General features: G+C 40.6%; 14 protein-coding genes. 2 read left to right on the top strand and 12 right to left on the bottom strand.

Annotated features, from left to right (window positions below):
- Positions 1-149: 149 nt before the first annotated feature.
- From ED605_RS02830 to ED605_RS02820, 3 genes are read right to left on the bottom strand one after another with little or no spacing between them, the layout of a single operon-like run.
- On the bottom strand, positions 150-890 hold the full coding sequence (locus ED605_RS02830) for a 16S rRNA (uracil(1498)-N(3))-methyltransferase (protein ID WP_121977403.1): 741 nt from the start codon (positions 888-890) through the stop codon (positions 150-152).
- Entirely contained in the window at positions 890-1,852 is a 963-nt protein-coding gene (prmA, locus tag ED605_RS02825; RefSeq protein WP_121977402.1) for a 50S ribosomal protein L11 methyltransferase, read from the bottom strand. Before prmA ends, ED605_RS02830 begins: the two co-directional genes overlap by 1 nt.
- 48 nt (positions 1,853-1,900) lie before the next feature.
- Positions 1,901-2,248: a hypothetical protein gene (locus tag ED605_RS02820; RefSeq protein ID WP_121977401.1), complete on the bottom strand. Its 348-nt coding sequence runs from the start codon at positions 2,246-2,248 to the stop codon at positions 1,901-1,903.
- 241 nt (positions 2,249-2,489) lie between these two features.
- Between ED605_RS02820 and ED605_RS02815 the strand changes: the two genes are divergently transcribed.
- Positions 2,490-2,885, top strand: coding sequence for a hypothetical protein (locus ED605_RS02815; RefSeq protein WP_121977400.1), 396 nt, complete (start codon positions 2,490-2,492; stop codon positions 2,883-2,885).
- Positions 2,886-3,250: 365 nt separating this feature from the next.
- Entirely contained in the window at positions 3,251-3,685 is a 435-nt protein-coding gene (locus ED605_RS02810) for a hypothetical protein (RefSeq protein ID WP_121977399.1), read from the top strand.
- Positions 3,686-3,924: 239 nt separating this feature from the next.
- On the opposite strand, the gene lepA is transcribed toward ED605_RS02810, so the two are convergent.
- From lepA to infB, 9 genes are all read right to left on the bottom strand, one after another.
- Positions 3,925-5,763 carry a translation elongation factor 4 gene (gene lepA / locus ED605_RS02805; protein WP_121977398.1) on the bottom strand — a complete coding sequence of 613 codons (1,839 nt, stop codon included), beginning with the start codon at positions 5,761-5,763 and terminating at the stop codon, positions 3,925-3,927.
- Positions 5,764-5,974: 211 nt separating this feature from the next.
- The gene (dnaJ, locus tag ED605_RS02800; protein ID WP_121977397.1) at positions 5,975-7,120 is read right to left on the bottom strand and encodes a molecular chaperone DnaJ; all 1,146 of its coding nucleotides are present in this window, start codon (positions 7,118-7,120) and stop codon (positions 5,975-5,977) included.
- Between the two features lie 107 nt (positions 7,121-7,227).
- Positions 7,228-9,099, bottom strand: a complete 1,872-nt coding sequence (gene dnaK, locus ED605_RS02795) for a molecular chaperone DnaK (protein ID WP_121977396.1) — start codon at positions 9,097-9,099, stop codon at positions 7,228-7,230.
- A 26-nt stretch (positions 9,100-9,125) separates the two neighbouring features.
- Positions 9,126-9,755 carry a nucleotide exchange factor GrpE gene (grpE, locus tag ED605_RS02790; protein ID WP_121977395.1) on the bottom strand — a complete coding sequence of 210 codons (630 nt, stop codon included), beginning with the start codon at positions 9,753-9,755 and terminating at the stop codon, positions 9,126-9,128.
- Between the two features lie 18 nt (positions 9,756-9,773).
- Complete coding sequence (gene hrcA / locus ED605_RS02785; RefSeq protein ID WP_121977394.1) at positions 9,774-10,814, bottom strand: heat-inducible transcriptional repressor HrcA; 1,041 nt, start codon at positions 10,812-10,814, stop codon at positions 9,774-9,776.
- Positions 10,815-10,939: 125 nt separating this feature from the next.
- On the bottom strand, positions 10,940-11,896 hold the full coding sequence (gene ribF, locus ED605_RS02780; RefSeq protein ID WP_121977393.1) for a riboflavin biosynthesis protein RibF: 957 nt from the start codon (positions 11,894-11,896) through the stop codon (positions 10,940-10,942).
- 16 nt (positions 11,897-11,912) lie between these two features.
- Positions 11,913-12,824, bottom strand: a complete 912-nt coding sequence (gene truB, locus ED605_RS02775; protein ID WP_121977392.1) for a tRNA pseudouridine(55) synthase TruB — start codon at positions 12,822-12,824, stop codon at positions 11,913-11,915.
- Positions 12,825-12,911: 87 nt separating this feature from the next.
- Positions 12,912-13,265, bottom strand: coding sequence for a 30S ribosome-binding factor RbfA (gene rbfA / locus ED605_RS02770; RefSeq protein WP_121977391.1), 354 nt, complete (start codon positions 13,263-13,265; stop codon positions 12,912-12,914).
- Between the two features lie 34 nt (positions 13,266-13,299).
- Positions 13,300-15,873 (bottom strand): translation initiation factor IF-2, encoded by a 2,574-nt coding sequence (gene infB, locus ED605_RS02765; RefSeq protein WP_121977390.1) that lies wholly within the window; start codon positions 15,871-15,873, stop codon positions 13,300-13,302.
- Between the last annotated feature and the right edge of the window lies 1 nt (position 15,874).

Genomic DNA, 15,874 nt, shown 5'->3' with positions numbered 1-15,874 from the left:
GAAATGTGTCTGAAACCAGTTTGCTGGCAGTCAACCAGTAACAAGTGTTTAAGGTCATTTAGATTAATCGATTCCAACATCCATAGTTTATCATTCTTTTTAAGGAATTTCAGTAGCTGGCCGGTGTTTTCACCGATCATGCAATCTTATTAAGACAGCTCTGTTAAAACTGAGACAGCGGATAAGAAATATAGCGGTGCGGTTTCAGTACGTAATATTCTGGGACCCAACCCGGCAGCTTGAAAATCATAATCTGCTAAATAAGCCATTTCATCAGGTGAAATCCCACCTTCCGGGCCAAAAACCGCAACCAAGTCATCACCACGTCCGGCAGCCGTTAGAGATCGATATAATTGCGTTTGTTCGCCTTTCTTGGCGGCTTCTTCATATGCTACAAGTTTAACATCGTATGCGCTTTTCGTCAGTTCCGAAAGTCGATTTAAATATCGGACTTTTGGGACCATATTCCGGTGTGATTGTTCAGCAGCGCTTTTAGCAATTTCATTAAGCCGTCTCAACTTCTTACCACTCTTTTGATCCCACTTGACAATGGAGCGGGTCATTGGCAAAAAAATAATTTGGCTGGCACCAAGTTCAGTGGCCTTTTGGACAATCAAATCCGGCTTATTCTTTTTAGAAAGGCCACTTACAATAGTTACTTTTAAGGGCAATTCAACATTCATGTTTAACGGTCGCAAAATTGTGGCAGATGCGTGTTGGCTGGTTATTTTAATCACTTCAGCTAGATAAACTTGTTGGTCAGCCGACACCATTTGAAATTGATCACCAATGCCTGCTCGCAACACTTTGATTAAATGATGACTGATATCTTTTGGTAGATCAACTTTTTGTTTAACAGATAAGACTTGGTTAATAAAATAATGTTGCATTATTTTACTCCCTCAATTGGTTTTTCAGCGATTATTGCGTACCAATCAGCCATTTTCATCGTTTGCGTGATTTTAAAATGGGCTCGTTGAAGCGTCTGGATAACTAACTCATACTTGTCTTTAATAATGCCCGACATCAAAAAGAGTCCACCTGGTTTTAAATTTTCAAAAGCTTGTGGTACCAGTGGGACAATAATTTCCGCCAAAATATTGGCAACTACCAAATCAACCTGCTCGTGAATGCCAGTTAACAAGTCATTCACTGCCACAGGAATTTCAGCAGCTTGTGGATTTAACGTCATATTTTTCTTTGCGGAGGCGACTGCCACATCATCAACATCGTAAGCTGTAATTTTACCAGCACCCATTAGTTTAGCAGCAATACTCAAAACACCAGAACCGGTGCCAACATCAATCATCGACTCACCACCTCGTAAAATAATTTCCAAAGCTTGAAGTGATAACTGAGTCGTTGGATGAGTACCAGTGCCAAAAGCCATTCCGGGATCTAACCGGATAATCTGCTCCAATGCCGACTTGGGTTGATAATCATCCCAGCTTGGTACGACAGTCAGGTATCGGGTGACCGCAAAGGGATGATAATACTTTTCCCAAGCGGTTTTCCAATTTTCATCAGCAACCGGTGTTAGCTTAACTTCTCCAGGTGCTGATTGCAATCCAAATTGCGTCAATCCTTGGACCTCAGTTGAAATTTTAGCTGCTTGTCGGTCAATATGGCGACTTTCCGGATAGTAAGCTGATACCACTGCGCCCTTTGAAAGGTGTGGCACCTCCTTTGGATCGATAATCTCACCGTATGGCCCATATAACCCCGGTTTTAAATTCTGGAAATCTTTGGCATCTTCAATTGAAACGCCGGATGCACCATAATTCATAAGAATATTGGAAACAGCCTCTACTGCTTCACTGGTTGTCTTCACTGAAACTTCAGTCCACTGCATACTTCTTCTCCCGTCCATTTTAAAATTTCCGATACGAAAAAAGCACCCTTATTTGGATGCTCCATCCGTCACTTCGTTTGACTTTTTGGCTTCACGAGCTTGTAACTTTGCCTCATGTTTTAACAAATGTTCTTCCAAGTAGTGAAGCAACTCTGACTCACTGTAAAATATTCGGGGATGTTTTTGCTTATGGAGACGCAAATCAATCTCGTTTATTCGTTGTCTGCCAGTCCATTTATGACTGTAACGAATAATCAGCCGATTATCCAGTCGGTCGCGGCCAAATCGAAAAATATAGATATTATCCGGCGTCAATAACGGCCGCATATATTCCTTTTTATAAAAATAACCATTTTTTCGTAAATACTGCTTTGTTCGACTAAGAATAATTAACACCTCCTAAATGATGACGCGTCTTAAACGACACTTATTTATAATTAAGAATTCTACCTTGAAAGTTATTTCACCCGGTAAATTTTCATTAACAAGTGGTTAAAATAACAAATCGAAAAGAGAACGAATTAATTTATATCATAATGGAATCCAATTAAAAACGCAACCATAAGTGATCATTAATTTTGAGCTTGATTTACGTAATTCTTTTACTTATTATGAACTATAAAGGAGCTGAAGGGAAATGGAGCTTTTTAAAGTGCGCTTTATCAACAAAATTCGACCCGAAACAATTGAAATTCGTTATCGTGCCGTTTTGGAAAATCATGCCAGTGAAACAATTTTTGAAGGCTCTCAGCTATTTCATCGAGACTTTCTCAAACCTAAACCTCTTAAAACCGGTGAAGTTGCCTTACGTGCCGTTGGTAACATTTTTTCAGCAATTCCGGATGATCTTGTTTTGGATCAGCTAAGCTTTGAACAGTCACACGATCGGTCAATTTTAGAAGTGCCATCTAAATCGCACTTCGATCAATTTATTCTCGATCAACACCAACTCAACCGGGTTCAAAGTCACCAAAATAAAGATGGCCAACCCGTTATTGAGACAAAAATGATTACTGAACTACGCATTGGTTAAATAGTGACGTGCTACTTTTAGTGAATATAGTTTAATGGTTCGAACTGCCTTTTTCAAGTAATTTCTTGTAAGACAGAAAAAACAATCCCAATTTTCTCAAATGCCAGTCATTCTGCTATTTAAAAGCAAATAAATTGTTTCAGGAAAGTCCATTTAATTATTACTAACTGGACTTTTTTCGTGTGAATATAATCAGTTGACCAGCTTTAGAAAAAAGAAAGCTAATTTTTTGACAAAAACTTGAGATTCATTCTATACTAAAATTAAAGAATGATTAAATTTCTAAAAAACATCTCATCTTTTTCAATTAGAGGGGTAAACTTAATCGAGTACTGAAGATTTTAATAAATTCTGGGGGTCAAACTATGGATTTATCAGAAAAGGTGAAAACTGTTTTAGACAGTGACATTAGTGCTTATAAACTGGAGCAGCTAACCGGTGTCAATTCGTCAATTATTCTTCGGCTGAGAAATCACAGTCGCTCAATCGACCATTTAACAGTGGCAACCGCCGAAAAGTTAGCACGATATTACGATTACCATTTGGCACATCTTTTGAAAAAAGGTGAACGCGATCCAACACTTTCTTATTTTCGACATCGACTAACAAACTTGCTGCAGGAGTTGTACGAAGCCCAACAAACCCGTGACCAACAGGACCATCTGGTTGATGATAGCGAGGCAATGACTGCGGTAATTGAACAACTCTTCGATGATATTCTTGATGATGCCGAAGAGATTAAAAAACTTCAGAAAATATATGACCGTCTTGCTAAACAAGATCCAAAATTATCCTTTTAAGTGAGACTCGGATAGACTTGGCGAAACAAAATAGATCATCGCTTTTAATAGCGGTGATCTATTTTTAGTTTCTTAATGAACCATCCATAATCACTGGTAGCTCTTTAAGCAGCAAAGCGACCGTTAATTTTTCCGCCAAAAAATACCAAATAGCCAGAAAACTTCCGCCATTTTAGATTTACGGCGGAAGAATGGTGGGAATCTGCTAACTTTTAGCAAGACATTAGTTTTGAGAGTGCCTATTTGTCACCTTTTTCTTCCTCATCAGTTTTCAAAACTGCCATGAAAGCCTCTTGTGGAATATCCACTTTTCCAACGGCCTTCATTCGTTTTTTACCTGCTTTTTGTTTTTCCAATAACTTCATTCGTCTAGTCCGATCACCACCGTATAATTTGGCGGTCACATCTTTACGATAAGCTTTGATATTGGTTCTAGCAATAATTTTTGCACCAATTGCAGCTTGAACCGGAATTTCAAAGTTTTGTCTTGGAATAATATTTTTCAGTCGGTCCACAATATCTCGAGCACGAGTGGCCGCAAACTGGCGGTGAGAAATGAAGCTTAGTGCGTCGACTTTGTCTCCGTTTAATAAAATATCAATTTTAACCAAATCACTTGGCCGATAATCTTCTAATTCGTAATCTAGTGATGCATACCCATGCGTTCCTGATTTAAGTTTATCAAAAAAGTCAAAAATAATTTCTGAAAGCGGCATGTGGTAAACAATATTAACCCGATAATCATCAAGGTATTCCATTGTATCAAAGATTCCCCGTCGATGTTGACAGAGTTCCATCACAGCCCCTACGTAGTCATTGGGAGCCATAATAGTTGCTTTGACGTATGGCTCACTGATCTCTTTAATAGATGAACTCTCAGGCATCTCAGACGGGTTTTCAACCATCTTAACTGTTCCATCTGTCAATTTCGCCCGATAGGTAACGGATGGTGCCGTGGTGATCAATTCAAGATTAAATTCACGTTCCAGGCGTTCCTGAACAACATCCATGTGCAATAATCCTAAGAAGCCACATCGAAAGCCAAAACCAAGTGCTTGAGAAGCTTCCGGTTCAAATTCCAAAGCAGCATCATTTAACTTTAACTTTTCCAAAGCTTCTCTTAAATCATCGAATTTTGCATTATCTGTCGGATAAAGTCCTGCATAAACCATGGGGTGCATTTCACGGTAGCCCGGCAATTCCTTTTCAGCTGGATCATCCGCATTCGTAACCGTGTCACCAACTCGGGTAGTTGTAATATCCTTAATGCTTGCTGTTAAGTACCCCACATCGCCAGACATGAGATAATCTCGTTTAACCGGCTTAGGAGAATTAACGCCCACTTCAGTAACCTCATACTCACTTCCGCTGTTCATCATTCGGATTTTATCTCCCGGCCGGACGGTTCCTTCAAATAAGCGAACACTCAAAACGACGCCGCGATAATCATCATAAACAGAATCAAAAACTAAGGCTTTTAACGGCCCTTGAACATCACCGGTTGGTGCCGGGATCTTATGGACAATCTGTTCCAGAAGATCCTCAATGCCAATTCCCTTTTTAGCACTCGCCAACACCGCATCTGAGGCGTCAATTCCAATAACATTTTCAATTTCAGTTCGAACTTTTTCCGGTTCAGCTGAAGGTAAATCAATTTTATTAATCACCGGCACGATTTCCAAATTATCATCAATTGCCAAATAAACATTGGCTAATGTCTGTGCTTCCACGCCTTGGGCCGCATCAACCACCAAAACAGCCCCTTCACACGCTGCTAAACTTCGTGATACTTCATAGGAAAAGTCAACGTGACCCGGTGTATCAATTAAATGAAATTCATAATCGTGCCCATCCTTTGCGTGATAGGTTAGTTCAACCGCATTTAATTTAATCGTGATCCCTCGTTCACGCTCAAGATCCATGTTGTCCAACAGCTGATTTTTCATATCCCTTTTAGCAACTGTATCAGTCATTTCAAGGATTCGATCAGCGAGTGTCGACTTACCGTGATCGATGTGAGCAACGATGGAAAAATTCCGAATATATTTTTGATGTTCTCTCATTTTCTGTAAATCCATGTTGTTCTCTCACTTTCATTATCAATAATTTTTATCTGATCTTCTCTAGTTTATCATCAAAAAGCAACAGCTGTACAACTGATCAACTATTTATCCCAAACCCAAAATATTGGCTAACTGCTTAAAAGAAGGGACTCCGGTAAAATGGTTCTCCTCACCGACAGTCCCTTCCATGCTATATTTAACTGATCCAACTTCTTTTAAGTACGGTTTATTTCTTATCGAAAGCATCCTTTACCTTGTCAAAAAAATTACCCGCACCTTTACCACCAATGTTTTCACCACTCGCTTTGGCAAAAGCTTCCATGGCAATCTTTTGTTCTTTATTTAAAGACTTAGGTGTCGTTACCGTAACTGTTACCCGTTCATCTCCATTGCCATTACCACGCAACCTTGGTGCACCCTTACCTTTTAATCGGAAAGAAGTGCCGGTTTGGGTACCAGCCGGGATTTTAAGTTCAACATCGCCGTGTACGGTTTTGACCTTGATTTTACCGCCTAAGGCAGCTCTGGCAAAACTAATGTCTTGGTTAACGTAAATTGTCGATCCATCTCGAGTATAAATTTTACTTGGTTTAACTCGAAAGACAATGTACAAATCACCGTATGGGCCACCATTAGTGCCGGCTTCACCTTGTCCCTGTAATCTCATTTGCTGACCATCGTCAATGCCAGCCGGTACTTTAACTTCAATTTCATGCCGTTCGTCAACGTGGCCACTACCGCCACAGGTTGGGCACTTTTCTTTGATTTCCTTACCGGTACCGTGACAAACTGGACAAGTCTGTCGGGATTGCATACGACCCAGTGGTGTATTGGTTTCAGTAACAATAAAACCACGACCACCACATCGCGAACAGGTAACCGGTGAGGTGCCAGGCTTAGCACCAGTTCCACCACAGGTTTGGCATTCAGCCTCGCGATTATATTTGATTCGGGTCGTCTTACCAAAAATTGCTTCTTCAAATTCCAAAGTCATTTGGTATTGAAGATCACGCCCCTGTCTAGGTGCAGATGGATTAGCACTTTGCTGACGGTTGCCAAAAAATTGACTGAAAATGTCATCAAAGCCAAAACCACCACTACCAAAATCGCTAAAGCCGCCTGTGCCGGCACCGCCACCAAAGCCACCGGCAGCACCTTCAGCAGAACCGTATTGATCATAATTGGCACGCTTTTGCGGGTCACTTAAAGTTTCATACGCTTCATTAATTTCCTTAAACTTTTGTTCAGCATTGGGGGCCTTATTAATATCTGGATGCCACTTTTTTGATAATCTACGGTAGGCATGTTTGATTTCATCTTCGCTGGCATCCTTAGAAACCCCGAGGATATCATAATAATCTTTATTTGCCATTAGAAACTCCCATCTTCATTCAACTCTATACCATGATAGAATACCATATTTTAACAAAAAGCCAAAGCCAGCCGGCCTTGACTTTTGTTCTGGTACGATTTTAAAGATTACTTTTTATCATCGTCGTTGTGGACTTCATGGAAGTCACCGTTAACCGTTCCGCCATCATTATTACCGTTATTCGAAGAGCCGGTGTTTCCTTGAGTTTGTTGACCACTCTGAGCCTGACCGTTCTTAGGAGCCTGCTGTTGATAAAGTTTAACAGCCAAGTCCTGAACAATCTTGTTAAGATCGTCCTTCTTGGATTTCATGTCATCGACATTGTTATCCTCTTTGGCTTTCTTCAAAGCATCCCGGGCGTCTTCAGCTTTCTTGATTTCATCATCGGAAACCTTGCCCTTTACTTCTTTGAGCGTCTTATCAGTTTGGAAGAGCAGCTGATCAACTTCGTTATTCAAATCAGCTGTCTCTTTACGCTGTTTGTCAGCTTCTTCGTTTTCCTTGGCTTCTTTCATCATCTTTTGAATTTCTTCATCAGAAAGACCGGAAGAATCCTTAATGGTAATCTTTTGTTGCTTACCGGTTCCCTTATCTTTAGCAGAAACATTAACAATACCGTTCTTATCGATATCAAATGTTACTTCGATTTGTGGAACCCCTCTTGGTGCAGGCGGAATATCCGTTAATTGGAATTGGCCAAGTGTTTTATCATCGGCTGCCATTGGTCGTTCACCTTGCAAAACATGAATGTCAACAGCTGGTTGATTATCTGCCGCCGTTGAGAAGACCTGTGATTTGGAAGTTGGAATAGTGGTATTTCGATCAATTAGTTTGGTAAAGACACCACCCATGGTTTCAATTCCAAGTGACAATGGTGTGACATCAAGCAAAACAACATCTTTAACATCACCAGTGATCACACCACCTTGAACAGCAGCTCCCAGAGCAACAGCTTCATCAGGGTTGATTGAGTGATTAGAATCCTTACCAGTCCAAGACTTAACTGCTTCCTGAACGGCAGGAATTCGAGTTGAGCCACCATTCAAAATGACTTGATCAATATCAGATACTTGCAAATTAGCATCTTTCAACGCATTATCAAATGGTGTTTTAGTTTTGGCAACTAAATCTGATGTCAGTTCATTAAATTTAGCACGGGTCAAAGTTGTTTGTAAATGCAATGGCCCATTCTCACCAGCCGAGATAAATGGTAAGCTGATTTCCGACTCAGTCACACCCGAAAGGTCTTTCTTGGCCTTTTCAGCAGCGTCCTTTAATCGTTGAAGTGCCATCTTGTCTTTTGAAAGATCAACACCATTATCCTTCTTAAATCCGTCAATCAACCAGTTCATGATGCGCCTATCAAAGTCATCACCACCAAGGTGTGTATCACCATTGGTTGAAAGAACTTGGAAGACACCATCGCCTAATTCAAGGATGGAAACATCAAATGTTCCACCACCTAAATCATAAACCAGAATTTTTTCATCTTTATCTTGTTTATCAAGACCATAAGCTAAAGCAGCAGCAGTTGGTTCATTAATAATTCGCTTAACGTTTAAGCCGGCAATCTTACCTGCATCCTTAGTTGCTTGACGCTGAGCATCGTTAAAGTATGCCGGCACCGTGATAACGGCATTTTCAACTGTATCACCAATATAATCTTCAGCAAAATCCTTGATATATTGAAGAATCATGGCTGAAATTTGTTGTGGCGTGTACTTTTTGCCATCAATATCGACCGTATAACCCTGTTCACCCATATGACTTTTAATTGAATGAACGGTGTTAGGGTTTGTGATTTCCTGACGCTTTGCGACTTCACCAACGGATGGCTTGCCATCTTTAAATGCAACAACAGATGGCGTTGTCCTGGAACCTTCCGGATTTGGAATAATTTTAGGCTCGTTACCTTCCAAAACGGCAACGGCAGAGTTGGTTGTTCCTAAATCAATACCGATAATTTTATTACTTGCCATAGATAATCCTCTTTTTCTTTAAAGATTTATTTTGCAACAACGACCATAGCTGGCCGCAACACCCGATCTTTCAACCGATACCCATTTTGTAAAACCTGAGTAACAGTATCAGCTGGATGTGAGTCATCAGCTGCTGTCGTTTGAATTGCTTGTTCAAACTTAGGGTCAAATGGTTTGTTTAAAGCATCAATTTCCTCAACACCATTATCAGCCAGTGCTTTTGTTAGGTGTTCAAACACCATTGAAACCCCTTTTTTTAATTGTTTCCCATTTTCATCAGTTGCCTCAACTGATAAAGCTCGTTGGAGATTATCAACAATTGGTAGAACATCATGTGCCAACTGTTGACCATCATATTTAATCAAATCAGCCTGCTCTTTTTTGGCATGCATTTGAATATTTTTAATATCCGCTTCAGCCCGCAGGTAACGATTCTCCATTTCGTCCAACTTCTTTTGCAGATCGACAACCGTTTGCTTTAATTTGGCCACCTCAACTTCATCACCAGATTGTTTCTTAGTTCGTGAAGTGGTCTTTTTTGCTGATTTCTTAGCATCTGTCGTTTTGTCTCGAGAATTCTTTTCGCTCTTGGTAGCTTGAGGATTCTCTGACTCATGATGCTTTTCATTCAATGAATCTTCCTTCTTATCTGCCAAACAATCGCCTCCTTAAAATCAATTGTCGTCATCGTAGTACCCCAAAAGTTTCTTGGTTAACTCTTCTCGAAGAGCACCCACAATGCCAATGATTTTCGAGTAAGGCATTCTGGTCGGCCCAATCACGGCAATAATCCCATGTCCATACTCATTCAAATCATAAGTTCCAGTAATAATACTGTAATCTTTCAATAGGTCATTTCTCAGTTCACTACCGATTCGTACTTGAACATCGTGAGAACTGGGATTAATAATCTTTTGAACGGTGTCTTCAGTATCTAAAAGATTATACAACGGCTTAAGTCGATCAATGTTTTGACGCTCAGCAAACTTTAACAAATTCAGTTTGCCATCCACATGAACCCGATCGCGACCGGCTTCATTCAGCATTTCGCCAAATATTTTCAAGAAGCCCTCGGGTGTTTGAATATATTTCGTCATTAAAACTGGAATTTCAATCCTCAGTTTTTCAGCAACATCGGAAATCGGTTTGCCAACTAATTCAGAATTGATAATATTCACAATGGTTTCTAACTGTTCGGATGAAACATTACTCAACCGAAAAATCTTATCAACCACATGGCCCGTATTAGTGACAATAATCGCCATTACCTGACGATTATCTAATTTCACTAACCTAAAACCGCCAAGTTTTAAATCATCACCTGGTTCAGGGTTAAATGTTACTGCCATATAACTCGTTAAATCCGACAGAACCTTCGCGGATTCTTGAATGATCTCGTCAATCCGATTAAATTCACTATTGAAAGAACTTTTAATTAAATCCTCTGCACTATCGTCCAATGGATCTGGTTGAACAAGGTTATCCACATAATATCGATACCCCTGCATTGAAGGAACCCGTCCGGACGAAAAATGTGTCTTGGTAATTAAGCCCTTTGATTCAAGTGCAGCCATGTCATTTCTAACCGTTGCAGAACTCACGTGGGTTGGAAATTCAGAAGCTAATGCCTTGGAACCAACTGGCATTCCTGTCCTCGTATAATCGCGAATGATTATTTTAAGAATATCTTTTTGCCTATCCGTCAGCACTAACATCACCTCTTTTTAGCACTCATAGTACCCGAGTGCTAAGGCACATTTATAATTTAACAAACCGGCTGTTATAAGTCAAGGGATTATGAACGTTTTTTAGCAATTAATTCAGTTGAGTGCTAAAAGTGCTAATTTAAAATAGTTGGATGGGTCTTTAAATAGTGACGTGTCAATTGATTATCCAGATTCATTTGATTAATTAAGTCATCGGCTGTTTGAAATTTAATTTCGTCACGACTATGCGCCAACCAATTTACCCGGACAACTTCACCATAAATATTATCATGAAAGTCGATTAAATTAATTTCAACCGTCATTGGGCCATTGTCGGTAAAAGTTACATTTTTACCGATTGAGGCCATGCCAAGATACTTTTGATGGCCGATTTCAACTGTTACGACATAAACGCCGATAGTCGGTAACCACTGATATTCCGAATGTTCAACATTGGCCGTTGGGTACCCTAATAACCGACCGCGTTCTTCTCCGTGAACGATGACTCCCCGAGTTTGAAAGGGGCGTCCCAGCAACTCGTTTACTTGCTCAACACGACCTTTATCCAACTCATGACGAATTCGAGTCGAACTAATTTTTTCTTCATCAAGTTTTTGTGCAGGAACTGTTATCACTTTAAAATCACCATTGGCATAATCAGGTAGATTAGCCATATTGTCTTCAGGTTGGCCACCATACGTATGATCAAAACCGGCCACAACCGCTACCGGATTAAATCGACTTAAAAAATTTTGAACAAACATTTTTGGTGATTGACTTTGAAAATGGTATGAATAATTAACGAGTAAAACAACATCAACTCCGAATTTCCTAAATAATTCCAGCTTATAATCCATCAGGGTAAGATATCGCTTCTCATGAGCTGACATTTTTTGATAAACCAAAGCTGGGTGATGATCGTAAGTTAGTACCGCCAGCTTTGCCTGCTGGTGCTTAGCTTCTTCTTTCGCCCGTTGCAGAACCGCTTGATGGCCCTTATGAAAGCCATCAAAAAAACCCATCGCGATAACGGTTTTGTTTGTCAAACGATCTTGATTATCTAAAGGATAATGAAGTTTTAAAACATCCATAACGCAATTCTCCTCATCAATTATTTGCTAAAAACATTTTAAATGGCCGATATAGTTGCTTTTGACTATCAAACTTGTACAATGCCTTGGTTTTCCCCTGGTAATCCAACCTGATGATCGGCACGGTACTTGAATTTAGCCCTCGATCCAAGAACCCACCGTTCGAAATGATGTGCCAACGAGAATCATCCAATTCAACAGCCGGATACCCAGCGAGCGCAACCTTAAGGGGCTCCATAATGGTTGCTAGCCGATCATCATTAACGGCTTGTTGCACGTCTGCCAACGAGACACATTGGGTAATCGTAAAGCCGCCACTTTTAATTCTAGTTAGTGACGACATTACAGCAGGTATATTGATTAGCTTGCCAAAATCGACTGCCAATGTTCGCACATAGGTCCCCTTCGAACAGGCCACTTCAAAATAAATCGTCTGAGTCTGGGCTTTTTCATCGAAAGTCGCTGGTTTTAATTGTTTGAATGATGAAACGTGGATGGGCCGGGGATCACGATGAATCACTTCGCCTCTTCTAGCGTACTCATACAATTTATGGCCATTTACCTTAACGGCTGAATACATAGGCGGTACCTGCATGATATCACCAGTTAGTTTAGTTAACAGCGCATCAATCTTTTTGGTAGACAATGGTTGCGTCACAGGTTTTCTAGCAATTAATTGGCCATCCAAATCCTCTGTATCAAAGGCCATCCCCAGTGTAATTGAACCTCGATAAATTTTTCCGGATGTCATTAATAATTCACTAATTTTAGTGGCTTGGCCGACGCAAATTGGTAAAACACCATCAACGTTTGGATCAAGCGTTCCGGTGTGACCAATTTTTTTAGTGTGTAAAATTTTTCGCAGTTGACTAATACAATCGTGACTTGTCATCCCGCGTTCTTTGTATAACGCAATTACTCCGTCCATTAAATTCTCCTAAAAAATTCAATTATTAAAATTATATCACAAAAAGACTGCTCAGCCACAGGAGCCAAAGCAGTCTTTTTAACATGATCACTGTTCTTCACGTTTTAATTTATTAATCAACCGATCAATTTTATCACCATATTGAACAGACGTGTCTAATTCAAATTTTATTTCAGGTGTTTTGTAAATGCTTAAACGTGAGCCAAGTTCCCCTCGAATTAAACCGGTTGCTTTTGCAAGCCCCTTAGCAGTCGTTTCTTCGTCTTTTTTATCATCGGAAAGAATGCTGTAATAAATCGTTGCTTGCTGCAAATCACCGGTTACTTCGACACCAGTTAAAGTGACGCCCTGGACTCGCGGATCTCGAACCCGTTTCAGCAAAATATCATTTACTTCTCGTTGGATTTCCTGCTCTAATCGGCCAACGCGATAGTGAGCCATATAAACACCTCCAAGCATTTACCAGTAAAAGTAATTACTTAACCGGCACTTCTTTCATGACATAAGCTTCGATCACATCACCAACTTTAATGTCATTATAATCCTTGATTGTCAAACCAAGTTCAAAGCCTTGCTTAACTTGGTTAACGTCGTCCTTGAATCGTTTCAAGCTGTTTAATTCGCCAGTGTAAACAACAACGCCATCACGAATCAAACGAACTTTACTATCACGGTTAACAACACCATTAACAACCATTCCACCGGCAATTGTTCCAACCTTAGAAGCCTTGTAAATTTGACGAACTTCAACCTCGCCTGTGACCTCTTCTTTATAAGTCGGCGCAAGCATCCCTTTCATCGCAGATTCAACTTCATCGATGGCATTGTAAATAACCTGATGGAGTCGGATATCAACGTGATCACTATCAGCTTGTGACTTAGCCTGAGGTGTTGGCCGAACGTTAAACCCAATGATAATGGCGTTACTTGCTTCAGCTAACGCAACATCACTTTCATTGATGGCACCAACGCCCGAATGAATAATATTAACCTTGACGCCCTTTACTTCGATCTTTTTCAGACTATTGGCTAAAGCTTCCACGGAACCTTGAACATCAGCTTTAATAACAAGATCAACTTCCTTCATTTCACCCTCTTCAAGAGAGTCAAACAAATTGTCCAAAGTTACCCGGTTTGTCTTTCGACGTTCCTGAACCTGAGCCTCTTCGGCCCGCTCTTCACCAACCGATCGAGCAGTCTTTTCATCTGCAAAGACAACAAAGCGGTCGCCGGCTTCAGGAACATCATTCAATCCGGTAATCGAAACCGGCATGGATGGTGTGACTTTCTTCAAGTCACGTCCCCGCTCATTCGTCATGGTTCTCACTCGACCAAAAGTATTGCCGACAACAATCGGGTCACCGACTCTTAAAGTTCCTTGTTGAACCAGTAACGTGGCAACAGGGCCTTGCCCTTGATCAAGACGGGCTTCAATAACGGATCCCACGGCAGGTTGATCTGGATCAGCCTTTAATTCAAGCATCTCTGATTCCAGAATGATCATATCAAGCAATTCATCAATGTTTTTACCAAACTTGGCAGAAATATTAACAAAGATGGTGTCGCCGCCCCAATCTTCAGGAATTAGATTATACTTGCTTAATTGCTCAGTTACGTGTTCAGGGTTGGCATCTGGTTTATCAATTTTATTAATGGCCACAATAATTGGCGTATTAGCTGCTCGGGCATGGTTAATCGCTTCAATTGTTTGCGGCATCACACCATCATCAGCAGCAACCACCAACACGGTAATATCGGTGATATTGGCACCACGAGCACGCATCTCGGTAAAGGCAGCGTGTCCTGGTGTATCCAAAAAGGTAATGATGTTATCGCCATGTCGAACTTGATAGGCACCAATCGCCTGCGTGATGCCCCCGGCTTCGCCAGCCGTAATATGAGAATGTCGCAGATGATCCAGCAACGTTGTTTTACCATGGTCAACGTGACCCATAATTGTAACGACTGGTGGTCGTGGAACCAAATGCTTGGCATTTTTCATTTCTTTATCAAAGATTTCATCCAAATTGGATAAATCTTCATGAACCTTCTCTTTAGCCTCGATGCCATAATCAGCCGCCAAGATTTCAATTGTATCCTTATCCAAAGACTGATTTTGATTAACCATTACACCCAACATAAAGAGCTTTTTAACAATTTCAGCTGGTTCACGATGCAAAATCTTACCGAGATCTTGTGCATTCATACCGTCTTCATATTCCAAAACAGATGGTAACGGTCGGGCTTTTCGTTCAGGTGCGCCATGATGTTCCACCTGACGCAATCGCTGATTTTGCTGCTTGCGTTGTCTCTTATTGCGTTTCTTGTTAGCCTTTCGCGAGCCACCACTGTTGCGACGATTTAAGCTGCCGCCAAATCTGCCACTACCGGTATTCCGATTATTATGATGCTCATTGTTAGCCGTAGAATGTGTTTGACGGCTATTTGAATTCCCGTTATTGCTACTATGAGTTGAATTTGACCGATTCGTTGTACTCCTGCTTTGCGACCCATTCGTGCGCGTTCGGTTTTCATCATGGTTTCGTTGGCTTTTTTGTCCATTACGAGTTTGATTTTGATGATTTTGATGATTTTGATGATTTCGATCATTGGAATGGTTACGATCGTTTGAACGATTCTGATTTTGAGGGCGTCTTCCTTGAGAAGAAGTCGTTTGATTTCCCGAATGGTTATTTGATTGCTGATTTCGACGATCATTACGAGAATTATTAGTCGTTCGCGTTACATGATTTGAGCTTTGGCTCTGACGGTCCTGTTGAGTCTGACGGTCATGACGGTGATTTGATTGTGTCGAAGGACGCTGATTTTTGCCTTCAGCATGATGATTCTGGTGATTGTTTTGAGATCGAGTTGTCGTAGTCGTACTACCACCTTTTCTAAATAATTGACGAATCTGCTTTTCTTGAGTCGCATCCACTGTTGCCATGTGATTTTTTAAAGAGATGCCGCGTTTTCCGGCCTCGTCAATAATTTTTTTACTGGAGATGTTGAGTTCTTTTGCCAATTCATAAATTCGCTTTTTCCCCATA

The sequence above is a fragment of the Lentilactobacillus raoultii genome, assembly GCF_900411375.1.
GTDB classification, from domain to species: Bacteria; Bacillota; Bacilli; order Lactobacillales; family Lactobacillaceae; genus Lentilactobacillus; species Lentilactobacillus raoultii.
Note: the sequence above shows the minus strand (reverse complement) of the source record. Positions and strands in the feature narration are given on the sequence as shown.